8 protein-coding genes and 1 pseudogene are annotated in these 11,859 nt (G+C 73.3%); 6 read left to right on the top strand and 3 right to left on the bottom strand.

The annotated features are described in order from the left end of the window. Window positions 1-334 precede the first annotated feature (334 nt). Together argG and AB0G56_RS25360 are read right to left on the bottom strand one after the other, a co-directional pair. A complete protein-coding gene (gene argG, locus AB0G56_RS25365) occupies window positions 335-1,777 on the bottom strand; it encodes an argininosuccinate synthase (protein WP_360973041.1) in 1,443 nt (480 codons plus the stop codon). A gap of 146 nt (window positions 1,778-1,923) precedes the next feature. Then, entirely contained in the window at window positions 1,924-2,556 is a 633-nt protein-coding gene (locus AB0G56_RS25360; RefSeq protein WP_360973039.1) for a TetR family transcriptional regulator, read from the bottom strand. Window positions 2,557-2,644: 88 nt separating this feature from the next. On the opposite strand from AB0G56_RS25360, the gene AB0G56_RS25355 reads away from it, so the two are divergent. The 3 genes from AB0G56_RS25355 to AB0G56_RS25345 are packed head-to-tail and all read left to right on the top strand — an operon-like array spanning window position 2,645 to window position 6,045. Further along, complete coding sequence (locus AB0G56_RS25355; protein WP_360973037.1) at window positions 2,645-4,078, top strand: cytosine permease; 1,434 nt, start codon at window positions 2,645-2,647, stop codon at window positions 4,076-4,078. A 27-nt stretch (window positions 4,079-4,105) separates the two neighbouring features. Continuing rightward, window positions 4,106-4,942, top strand: a complete 837-nt coding sequence (locus AB0G56_RS25350; protein WP_360973035.1) for an amidohydrolase family protein — start codon at window positions 4,106-4,108, stop codon at window positions 4,940-4,942. After that, window positions 4,939-6,045 (top strand): C45 family peptidase, encoded by a 1,107-nt coding sequence (locus AB0G56_RS25345; RefSeq protein ID WP_360973033.1) that lies wholly within the window; start codon window positions 4,939-4,941, stop codon window positions 6,043-6,045. The genes AB0G56_RS25350 and AB0G56_RS25345 overlap by 4 nt, the downstream gene beginning before the upstream one ends. 218 nt (window positions 6,046-6,263) lie before the next feature. Here AB0G56_RS25345 and AB0G56_RS25340 read toward each other — a convergent pair. Beyond that, window positions 6,264-7,170 (bottom strand): annotated as a pseudogene (locus AB0G56_RS25340) (S1 family peptidase); the annotation flags it as partial. Window positions 7,171-7,831: 661 nt separating this feature from the next. Between AB0G56_RS25340 and AB0G56_RS25335 the strand changes: the two are divergent. The 3 genes from AB0G56_RS25335 (at window position 7,832) to AB0G56_RS25325 (ending at window position 11,815) form a co-directional block, all read left to right on the top strand. Next, the gene (locus tag AB0G56_RS25335; protein ID WP_360973031.1) at window positions 7,832-8,770 is read left to right on the top strand and encodes a DUF4232 domain-containing protein; all 939 of its coding nucleotides are present in this window, start codon (window positions 7,832-7,834) and stop codon (window positions 8,768-8,770) included. A 527-nt stretch (window positions 8,771-9,297) separates the two neighbouring features. Then, window positions 9,298-10,740 (top strand): family 2B encapsulin nanocompartment shell protein, encoded by a 1,443-nt coding sequence (locus AB0G56_RS25330; RefSeq protein ID WP_360973029.1) that lies wholly within the window; start codon window positions 9,298-9,300, stop codon window positions 10,738-10,740. Window positions 10,741-10,759: 19 nt separating this feature from the next. After that, complete coding sequence (locus AB0G56_RS25325) at window positions 10,760-11,815, top strand: family 2 encapsulin nanocompartment cargo protein terpene cyclase (RefSeq protein ID WP_360973027.1); 1,056 nt, start codon at window positions 10,760-10,762, stop codon at window positions 11,813-11,815. The last annotated feature ends 44 nt before the right edge of the window (window positions 11,816-11,859 follow it).

Below are 11,859 nucleotides of genomic sequence, written 5' to 3'. Positions count from 1 at the left end.
GATCGCGGCTCGGGCAGGCCGGGACGACGACCGGGCCGGCCCCGGGGCCGAGCGAGCACGACGGCGGAACCGCCGAAGCTCCCGGGGCGGGGCGAGCACGACGGCGGAACTGCCGAAGCTCCCGCTCGCGCCGCTGACCGACAGCGTCCGCCCGGGTTCAGAACCGGCCACCTTGCACTGCGACTGCCCGTGAGCACGCCTGCGTGACGGCCGCTCGGCACGCGTGTGTGAGCGTCGGCCCCTCGGTGGGCGTGTGCGTGGGTGACGGCTCCGGGTACGGACCGGCCCGGCGCCGCCCAAGCGGTACCGGGCCTGCCCTGCGGAGCGCTGCGGGTCAGTCCGTGCCGGACTCCATCGCGGCACGGTCCAGCATCTCGTCGTCGGAGCCCTCGCCGCGGGAGGCGATGGCCTGGGCCCCGCCCTCCGGCATGCTGCCGATCAGGCCGGTCGCGGCGGCCTGGGCGGCGCCGATGGCCGGCGTGCCCGCGCCGATGAGGCCGATCGCGGCGTACTGCTCCAGCTTGGCGCGGGAGTCGGCGATGTCCAGGTTGCGCATGGTGAGCTGGCCGATCCGGTCGACCGGGCCGAAGGCCGAGTCCTCGGTGCGCTCCATGGACAGTTTGTCCGGGTGGTAGCTGAACGCGGGGCCGGTGGTGTCGAGGATCGAGTAGTCCTCGCCGCGCCGCAGCCGCAGGGTCACCTCGCCGGTGACGGCCGCGCCGACCCAGCGCTGCAGCGACTCGCGGACCATCAGGGCCTGCGGGTCCAGCCAGCGGCCCTCGTACATGAGCCGGCCCAGGCGCCGTCCCTCGGTGTGGTACTGGGCGAGGGTGTCCTCGTTGTGGATGGCGTTGACCAGGCGTTCGTACGCGGCGTGCAGCAGGGCCATGCCGGGGGCCTCGTAGATGCCGCGGCTCTTGGCCTCGATGATGCGGTTCTCGATCTGGTCCGACATGCCCATGCCGTGCCGGCCGCCGATGGCGTTGGCCTCCATCACCAGGTCGACCGCGGAGGCGAACTCCTTGCCGTTGACCGTCACCGGGCGGCCCTGGTCGAAACCGATCGTCACGTCCTCGGTGGGGATCTCGACCTCGGGGTCCCAGAACCGCACACCCATGATCGGCTCGACGGTCTCCACCCCTGTGTCCAGGTGTTCCAGCGTCTTGGCCTCGTGGGTGGCGCCCCAGATGTTGGCGTCGGTGGAGTACGCCTTCTCGGTGCTGTCGCGGTAGGGCAGGTCGTGGGCGAGGAGCCACTCCGACATCTCCTTGCGACCGCCCAGCTCGGTCACGAAGTGCGCGTCCAGCCAGGGCTTGTAGATCCTCAGCTGCGGGTTGGCGAGCAGGCCGTAGCGGTAGAACCGCTCGATGTCGTTGCCCTTGAAGGTCGAGCCGTCGCCCCAGATCTGGACGTCGTCCTCCAGCATCGCCCGGACCAGCAGGGTGCCGGTGACGGCACGGCCGAGCGGCGTGGTGTTGAAGTAGGCGCGCCCGCCCGAGCGGATGTGGAACGCCCCGCAGGTGAGCGCGGCCAGGCCCTCCTCGACCAGCGCCGCGCGGCAGTCGACCAGGCGCGCGATCTCGGCGCCGTAGGTCTTCGCGCGGTCGGGCACCGAGGCGATGTCGGGCTCGTCGTACTGGCCGATGTCGGCGGTGTACGTGCACGGGACGGCGCCCTTGTCGCGCATCCACGCGACGGCGACCGAGGTGTCGAGGCCGCCGGAGAAGGCGATGCCGACACGCTCGCCGGCCGGAAGGGAGGTGAGGACCTTGGACATGGGAAGAGTATGCACCCTCACGCATGGTCATGCAAAACCCCTCGCGCCGGCCGGGGCACGTGAGGTCGCGCGCGGACCGAGGGCGCACCGGCCGAGTCCTGCCAGGCCGGCCCGGAACCGAAGCGCGCCGGCCGGATCCCGGCAGGTCAGGCGCGGGCGCGGAGCGTGCCGGGGGCCAGGACCAGCAGGCGTTCGGCCACGGCGATCGCCATGTCGTCGAGGGCCGGATGCTCGACCTGCTCGTCGTCGTTGGCGTACGCGCCGAGGCCGTCGACCGTGACGAGGATCTGCAGCGCCGCCCCGAGCGCGTCGTCGACCTCGAAGTCCCCCGCGCGGGCGCCCTCTTCGATGAGGTCCGTGAGGGCACCGCGCGTGACGGACTCCTGTGCGGCCACGGCCGAGCGCAGCCCGGCACCGAACCGGCTCAGGTGGCGGGCGTTGAGCCACAGCCTGCTGAGGTCGCGGTACTCGCCGTCGGTGAGCCGCACGAGGAAGCGGGCCAGCCGCTCGACGGGGGGCAGCGCCCGTTCGCCCTCCTGCAGGAGTGCGGCGCGCTCCCCGGTCGCGGCATGGGTGAACGCCTCGCTCACGAGGTCGCCCGCCACCGGGAAGCAGTGGCCGACGAGTCCGGGGCGCACGCCCAGCTCGTCGGCGACGCGCCGCAGGGTGACGCGTTCGAGCGCATCCTCCAGCGCGATCCGCGCGGCGGTCCGCACGATCTCCGCGCGGCGCTCGCCGGGCTGCTTGCGGATCCTTGCCGGCCGAGATCTTGACGTCATGGGAGACACGTTATTGGATGTGCGACCAATACACAGTTGGCCACGCGCCCAATAAGTGGGACGCGGTCCGCGGACCCGAGAGGCCCCGATGACGACGACGAACCCCACTTCTTCCCCCGGCCCGCTGGAGGGGCAGGGACCCGAGCGCGCGGGGCACATGGAGACCCGGGGCATCGACCAGGTACCCACGGACGAACGCAGCGGGCGGCCACGCCAGTTGTTCGCGGTCTGGGCGGCGCCGAACGTCAGTTACCTGAGCTTCGTCGTCGGAGCCACCCTGGTCCTGACGGGGCTCACGCTCCCGCAGGTCTTCGGCGTGATCCTCGTCGGAAACCTGCTGTGGATCTGTACCGGCATCGTCGCGGCCAGCGGTCCGGCGGCCGGCACGAGCGGGTCGGTCATCTCGCGCGCCATGTACGGCGTGGTGGGCAACAAGGTCGTGCTGGTCCTGACCGGGTGGCTCATCGCCGCGGCCTACCTGGCCCTGAACTGGTCCGCCGCGTCCGTCGCGGGCATCGGTCTGGCGGGCAGGGCCGGTCTGCCGGACAACCCGTCCGTCGACGCGGCCGTCATCTGCCTGATCGCCGGCGGCACCCTGCTGATCGCGATCTTCGGGTACGCGATGATCGTCCGTCTCTACACCGCGCTGAGCGTGGTGCTGACCGTCGTCTTCGTCGTCGTGACGGGGTACGTGCTCGCGCACGCCGACTGGTCCTACGCCCCGGCCGCCCCGCTCGGGGGCACCGCGCTCGCCGCCACCCTGGGCGCCGGTTTCACGATCATCGCCTCCACGCCGCTGTCGTACGGCAACAGCCCCGACCTCGCCCGCTACCTCCCCCGGGACAGCAGCCCGGCCGCCATCGCCGGATGGACCGCCTTCGGCGCGTACCTGCCGAGCGTCGCGTTCACCGGCGTCGGCGCGCTCGCCGCGACCAGCCTCGACATGAGCGACCCGGAAGGCGCACTGGAGAGCATCCTGCCGGGCTGGTTCATCCCCGTCTTCGTCATCGCGGTCGTCGTCAACACGATGACGAACAACGGCATGACCGCCTACAGCGCGAGCCTGTCCATCCAGTCGGTCGGCGTCCGCCTCGCCCGGATCCCCGCGGTCCTGATCATCGGCGTCCTCGGCACCGCCATGACGCTGTACGCGATCCTCGTCTTCGACTTCCTGACCAGTGTCAACACCATGCTGCAGCTGGTGGTCGTGGTGACGGGCCCGGCGATGGCGGTGGCCGTGACCGACCTCGTCATGCGCCGCAACCGCTACGACGGCGCCGCCCTGCTCGGGCAGGAGCGCGGCGGCCCGTTCTGGTACCGGCGCGGTGTCCACTGGGCGGGCGTCCTCGCGCTGGTCGTCGGCGGCCTGGTGTCCGCGATGTGGGTGAACACCACCTTCTGGACCGGTCCGATCGCCCACGTCACGGAGTCCGTGGACCTGTCGATCCCGTCCGGCATGATCACGGCCGCCGCCGTCTACTGGGGGACGGCCCGCGCCCTTGGGACCGTCCCGCGCGCCTGACCGGCGCCTCACCTCCTGGAGGACCCAGTGCACCCCGACGTCATCCTGCTCGCCCGGCACGTCGTGGCGGACCTGGCCGAGGAACCGGCGCAGGGCACGGCCGACGAATCGGTCGATGGACCGCCCGGCGGACCGGTCGGCGTGCCGATCGGCACCTCGGCCGGCGCATCGGCCGACGAGGCCTACCGCGCCGCCGTGCGCTTCTTCGCCGAGCGGGGCATCCCGACCGCCACGCACGCGATCGGCGACCGGGCCGTACGGCTCGCCCTCGACGTCATCGAGGAGGCCGGCCCGGTGGCCCGCGCCCCGCACCGTGTCGAGCACGTCGAGTCCATCCCCGACGACCTGCTGGACCGGTTCGCGCGGCTCGGCGTGGTGGCCGGTCTCCAGCCCGTGCACGGCACCCGGCACACGCGCGCGGACGGCACCGACAACTGGTCGCGGCGCATCGGCCCCGACCGCGTCGCGCACGGCTGGCGCACCCGCGACCTCCTGGACCACGGCGCCGTCGTCGCGCTCGGCTCGGACTGGCCCATCGGGCCCGGCGACCCGCGCGTCGGGCTCGCCGACTGCCGGTTGCGCCGCCCGGTGGAGGAACCGGACACGGCGCCCGTGCAGCCCGGCCAGGCCCTCTCCGCCCGCGAGGCCTACGCCGGCATGACCGCCGCGGCGGCGTACGCGGCCGGTGCCCGCGCCGAACTCGGGCGGATCGCACCGGGCTTCCTCGCCGACCTCACCGTCTTCGCCGCCGACCCGCTGGGCCTCCCCCCGGAGGCGCAGCCCGCCAACGCCGTCCTCGCGACGGTCGTCGGCGGCGCCGTGCAGCCGCACACGCCCGCCTCCCCCACGAAAGGACGCTCGTGACCACGACGTCGATCCCCCGCCCCGAACACCGCCGCCACGTGAAGGCCGTCGCCGCCGGCCCGCACGAGCGCGGCGCCGCCCGCGGCGAGCAGTTGCGCGGCACCCTTCCCGCCGCGATCGACGTGTACGACCGGCTCTTCGCCCTCGGGGGCATCACCCCGGCCGGCGTGCGAGCGGACGCCGAACGCGCCCTCGACACGATCGACGCCTTCCGGTCGGGAGCGCGTGCCGAGATCGAGGGCATCGCGCGGGGGGCCCACGTCGAGCCGTGGCGTGTCGCCGCCCTCAACGCGCGCACCGAGATCCTGGCCCGCAGCAGCACGGTGCCGCCCGGCGAGTGCACCACGGTCGTGCGCCGCGTCGCGGGCGGGGGCGGTCGGGAGCCGCGTACGTTCGGTGTGCAGACGTGGGACTGGCACGTGGAACTGAGCGCGCTGTGGCACACGGTGGAGGTGCGGGGCGGCAGGCACGACGTCGTCGGTCTCACCGAGGACGGCATCCTCGGCAAGATCGGTGTCAACAGCGCCGGTCTCGCCCTGCACTTCAACATCCTCGGGCACGTCCGCGACGGCGTCGGCGGGGTCCCCGTGCACGTGCTCGCGGCGGTCGTCCTGGAAGAGGCGGGCAGTGTCGCGGAGGCCGTCGAGATCGTGCGGGGAGCGCCGGTCGCCTCGTCCGGGTCGTTCGCGCTCTTCGACGGGACGGACGCCGTCCTGCTCGACCTGAGCCCCGTCGGTGTGTTCGCCGTGGAACCCGAGGACGGTACGTTCCTGCGCACGAACCACTTCCTCACCCCGGTGCCCGCGGCCGGCGAGAAGACGTGGCTCTACCAGCCCGACTCGGGTGAGCGCCGCGACTTCGTGCGCGCGCGCCTCGCCCGCCGGGGGGCGCCGGACACGCTCGACGACCTCACGGGCTTCCTCGTGACGGGGGACGGCGAGCCGCCGGTGACCTGCCTGCCGGACCTGGCCGCGCCGCTCGGCCGGCGCTGGGCGAGTCTGGCGACGGTCGCCCTGGAACCGGCGGCGCGCACCGCCCGGATCCTCGACGGCACCCCCGCCGACATCGGCTCCCGCGACTGGCGGGTGCTCGTCGCGGGCTGACCGCGCCCCCTGCGGGGCGGGGCTGCCACGACCTCGCGGCGGCGCACGCGCCACAAGTGCACGCCCAGCGGGTGTGCTACGGAAGTGCGCGACGGCCACACCGGGGCAGGCGCTTCCCCGCACGGCGTCCCCGCGATCGCGCCGACTGCGCCCACCGTGCGGGAGGCCCGGCCGGCCCTTTCGCGCGAACCGGCCGGGGGCGGCGCTGTGCAGCTGGATCAGGGGATGGTGGCGCCCTCCGCGGCCAGCGCCGCGGTCACCGGCTGGAAGAACGTCTCTCCGCCCAAGGTGCAGTCGCCGCTGCCGCCCGAGGTGAGTCCGATCGCCGCGTCACCGTCGAAGAGGGAGCCGCCGCTGTCACCGGGTTCGGCGCACACGTCGGTGTCGATGAGGCCCGAGACCGCCCCCTCCTGGTAGTTCACGGTGGCGTCCAGCCCGGTGACCGTCCCGCCGTAGACGCCCGTGGTACTGCCGCTGCGCTGGACCTGCTCGCCGACGTAGGCGTCGGCCGCCTGGGTGATCTGCTGGACGCCGCCGTCGTAGAGGTCGACGGCGCTGGGGTGGTCGGCGCCTCCGTCCCCGTACTGGACGAGCGCGTAGTCGGTGCCGGGGAAGTGCGAGTCGACGGTCTGGCCGATCTCCTGGCCGCCCTGGGTGTCGGACCAGTTCCAGGAGTCGTTGCCGCAGTGGCCGGCGGTCAGGAAGTAGGGGGGCGCCGCCCACCGACACGTTGAACCCGAGGGAACAGCGCAGACCGCTGCCCCAGATGGCGTCACCGCCCGCGGCGAGCGGTGTGAACGGTGCGGCCGCCCGCCGTACGACGACCGTGTCGCCGAGGGCGCGGGTCACGGTCTCGAGCCGGGCCCGCTCGGTGCCGGTGACCGTGGGATCGGCGGTGACCACCACCTTGTCCCGGCGCGGATCCAGGGCCCAGGCCGTGCCGGCGATGCGGGCCCGCCGGGTCAATGCGGCCATGGTGGCGCGGAGTTGGTCCGTGGAGTGCCGTACCGTCCTCGGCACCGCCCCGATCGCGCGGACCTGAGGGGCCGCGGACGGGTCGGTGACGTTGACGACGAGGCGGTGGGACGCCGCGTCGTAGTACGAGCCCGCGGCGCGGTCGCCGAGCCGGGTGACGAGGGCGGTCGCGGCCCGCGCGACCCGGTGGGCCGCCGGGAGCGCCGTGGGGTGGGGCCCGCGGCGGAGGCGGCGGTGGCCGCACCGGCGCCGGGCAGCAGCACACCGGTGGCGGTGAGGGCCGCCACGCTCAACGCCGTGAACGTGCGGCGGGTCAGCAGTGTGTGACGTCGCGTCATACGGAGCCTCCAGTGGGGGTTGCCCCGCCCGCCGGCCGGGCCGGGGCCGGAGGAAAGACACGGCCGCCCCGATCGAGAGGCGTGGCCATGCCGAGCGGCGACGAGTATGGCGAGGTGTCCGCGCACGGACAAGGAACCGTTCCGGCCGCGCGTGCGGCGCCGCGCCCGGCCCGCGGCACCCCGCGCAGGTGCTCCTCAGGCGTTCACGGGCCGCCGCCGCGCGACTCAGGGTGGCCACCGGCACCCGATCCGCCCACGGAGCGTGCACCCTTGACTGACCGTCGGACGACGACGGTGTCCGTTACGCGGACCTCCGGTCCCTGATTCGGGGCACTCTTGGTCCCGCGATGACCTGGTGCAGCCCTCCCCTTGGGCCGCGCCATGACCCGCGCACACACCGATGTGACCACCCTGTGACCGCCTCTATGGCGCGCGTCACAGCCTGCGGTGCTCCGGCCTGATCGACTTGGCGCATGCCCCGTACCTTCCTCGCCCTGCCCGCCGCGCTCACCGGTGCTCTGCTGCTCACGGCCTGCGGAGCGCAGAAAGCCGACGCGCCGGGCCCCGGCTCGGCGCCGCAGCGGGTGGCCGGCTCTCCGGGCGGGTCCCCGGCGCCGCCCTGCCGCGGGGCCGCTCCGTCCGGCGGTCCCGACTCGCCGCCGGGGCCCACCGGCCGGGGGACGGACGGGGTCAGGACGGTCGTCGCGGACGGCTGCCCGGCCTTCGAGGTCACCAACGACGCGGCGGAAGCCTTCACGTACACGATCACCTACCAGTGGCCGGCGAGTTCGGGAGAGGCACTCGCCAGTGCGCGGCAGACCGTGCTCTCCGTCGGCCCCGGCCGCACCGTGCGGCGCCCGGTCGACCCGGACGCGACGACCGGCTCGGCGCGGGGCGGGGCGCGCCTGGAGATCATCAAGGTCCGCAGCGTCCCCACCGCCCAGGCACCGGCCCCGAGCGGGCCCTGTCCGTCCTCCGGCGTGCGCGTCTACGCCGATGACGGTGATGCCGCCATGGGGCTGCGGGTCGTCGGACTGCACCTGGAGAACTGCGGCACGCGCGCCTACGGTCTCGACGGCTATCCGGCGGTGCGGCTCCTCGACGAGCGGCACGCACCGGTCGACGGGGTCAGGATCCTGCACGGCGGCGCGTCGATCGCCACCGGTACGGGCGCCGACGCCGCGCCCCGGCCCCTGGTGCTGGAGCCCGGCCGGAGCGCGCACGCCGAGCTGGTCTGGCGCAACACCACCGGGCTGGGGAGCGATCCCGTCGACGTGCCCTACGTGCGGGTGGTGGCGAAGCCCGGCGCCGCCGCGGTGACGGTCACCCCCGAGCTGGACCTGGGCACGACGGGGAAGCTCGGAGTCGGCGCCTGGCAGAAGGACGACGACTCGGCCCCCGGCGCGAGGTGAGGCGTCCGGTCGGCGGGGGTGTGGCACATCCCTCGGCGCGAAGGGAGTCACCCCACGCGTGAGCCGGCGCACGCGCCGAGACGGGGTGCCGACACGTATGCAGAGGCGGCAGCCGGTACGGATGGCGAGGCGGCGGCCGGTGTGCACGCAGAGCCGGCAGCCGGAGCGGATGAGGAGGCGGCAGCCGGTACGGATGGCGAGGCGGCGGCCGGTGTGCACGCAGAGCCGGCAGCCGGTGCGGATGAGGAGGCTGCGGCCGGTGCTCATGCGGAGCCGGGAGCCGGTGTGTATTCCGCAGCGCGGCACACGGGGCACGTGAGGCAGTGACCCGGCGTGCGAAGGCGTGATCGTGCGCCGCTCCGCCTCCACGGCGAGGTTTGCGCATCCCTGGCGCGAGCGCGCCCTCTTCACGCCGTACCGCAGGCCGCACGCGGCTGTTTGGCTGGGTCCTGCGCACGGCCGTCCCGTTGACCGTCCCGTTCACCACCGGTCGCCGCGCTCACCTCTCGTCACCTTACGGAGGGAATGTGTCAGTACCGGACAACGTCACCGGTCCCGCCCCCGAGGAACCCACCACCGAAGTCTCCGCGGACAGCGCCCTCACCAGCCTCGGCACGCGCGCCGCACGCCAACTGGCGACCACCACCAAGACCGAACCGCAGATGCAGGCCATCACCTCCCGGTGGCTGCTGAAAATGCTGCCCTGGGTGGACGTCAAGGGCGGCACCTACCGGGTCAACCGGCGCCTGCACCTGCGGGTCGGCCGCGGGCGGGTCCAGTTCGAGCACAACGGCGCCGACGACGTCCGGGTGATCCCCCGGACCCTGACGGAGCTCCCGGCCCTGCGCGGCTACGGCGACCTCGACGTCCTCGAGGAGATCGCCGGGCGCTTCCGGGTACGGGAGGTGCGGGCGGGGCAGGTGCTGGTGGAGGCCGGCCACCCCGTCACGGAGGCCTACCTCGTCGTGCACGGCCGCTTCACCCGGTTCGCCGTCGGCAAGTACGGCGAGGAGGAGATCATCGGCGTCGTCACCGACGGCGACCAGATGGGGGACGAGGCGATCGGCCGGACCGATCCGCGCTGGCTGTCCTCCGTACGGGCCGAGACGGCGGGCGTGCTGCTGGTCCTGCCCTGGGAGACGGTCCGGGAGTTCACGGACCGGGTGCCGTCCCTCGCCGAGCACCTGGCCGCCCACGCCGAGCGCCAGCGGCTGCCGATGAACCGCAAGGGCGAGGCGGACGTACCGGTCCAGGCCGGCCACACCGGAGAGCCCACCCTGTCCGGCGGGTTCGTCGACTACGACCTGGCGCCACGCGAGTACGAGCTGTCGCTGACCCAGACGGTGCTGCGGGTGCACACCCGGATCGCCGACCTCTACAACGACCCGATGGACCAGACCCAGCAGCAGCTCCGGCTCACCGTGGAGGAGATCCGTGAGCGCCAGGAGTGGGAGCTGGTCAACAACCGGGAGTTCGGGCTGCTGCACAACGCCGACCACGGGCAGCGCATCAGTACGTTCACCGGGCCGCCGACCCCCGACGACATGGACGAACTGCTGTCGATGCGCCGCAAGACACGGCTGTTCATCGCCCATCCCAAGGCGATCGCCGCGTTCTTCCGGCAGTGCAACAAGCGCGGTCTGGTGCCGGGTTCGGCGGACGTGGACGGCCACCAGGTCCCTGCCTGGCGCGGGGTGCCGATCTTCCCGTGCGGCAAGATCCCGATCAGCGCCACACACACCACGAGCATCCTCGCGCTGCGCACCGGCGAGGCCGACCAGGGGGTCGTGGGGCTCTACCAGACCGGCATCCCCGAGGAGTTCCAGCCCGGCCTGAACGTGCGGTTCATGGGCATCGACAAGGCCGCCATCATCAACTACCTCGTCACCGCCTACTACTCGCTGGCCGTCCTCGTGCCCGACGCGGCCGGAGTCCTGGAGAACGTCCAGATCGGCAGGACAGCCGACTGACCGGGTGGAGCACATCATCATGAGCACGTCCGCGCGCGCCGCCGCGTTCCCGCTGCCCGGCCCGCCGAACCCCGCCGGCAGCCTGCGGGCCCGGCGGGGCGGGGCCGTTCCCGGGCTGAGACACCGGCCCGCCGCACCCGCCGATCCGGAGAAGGCCGCTGAGATCGACCGCAGGCTGGAGGCCTGGGCCCGCGGCCTCGACCTGTTCCCGCCGCGGTGGACGGGCGACTTCGCCCAGTTCCAGTTCGGCCGGGCCGTGGCCCTGCAACATCCCGGCGCGGCCGACCTGGAGCGGCTCACCGCCGCCGGGAAGCTGCTGCTGGCCGAGAACATCGTCGACAGCTCCTACTGCGAGGAGGACGAGGGCAGGGGCGGGGCCCGGCGCGGCCTCGGCGGCCGGCTGATCACCGCCCAGTCGGCCCTCGACCCCTTCCACAGCACCCCCCGTATGGAGGAGGAGTGGCGCCACGGAGTGCAGGCCGACGGCCCGCTGCGCTCCTACCACTGGGCCATGAAGGACTACGCGGCCCTCGCCACCCCCAGCCAGGCGAACCGGCTCGTGCACGACCTCGCCCGGTTGCACCTGGGCTATCTCGCCGAGGCGTCCTGGGCCGAGACACACCACAGGCCGCGGATCTGGGAGTACCTGGTCATGCGGCAGTTCAACAACTTCCGCCCCTGCCTGTCCATCGTCGACGCCGTAGACGGCTACGAACTGCCCGAAGCCGTCTACGCCCGCCCCGAGATCCAGCGGATCACGGCCCTCGCCTGCAACGCCACGACCATCGTCAACGACCTGTACTCCTTCACCAAGGAACTGGCCAGCGATCCCGAGCACCTGAACCTCCCTCAGGTGGTCGCCGCCAACGACCGGTGCGGCCTGAAGGCCGCGTACCTCAGGAGCGTCGACATCCACAACGAGATCATGGACGCCTTCGAGCAGGAGTCCGCCGCGGTGTCCTCGCTCTCGCCCCTGGTCGAACGGTATGCCCGCGGTCTGTCCGACTGGGTGTCGGGCAACCACGAGTGGCACGCCACCAACAGCCACCGCTACCACCTGCCTGACTACTGGTGAGCCGCGCCACCCGGTCCGGCCGTCCACAGCACCGCAGCAAGGAG

The sequence above is a fragment of the Streptomyces sp. NPDC021356 genome, assembly GCF_040641015.1.
Lineage (GTDB): Bacteria > Actinomycetota > Actinomycetes > Streptomycetales > Streptomycetaceae > Streptomyces.
This window is presented reverse-complemented; position numbering and strand designations above follow the sequence as displayed.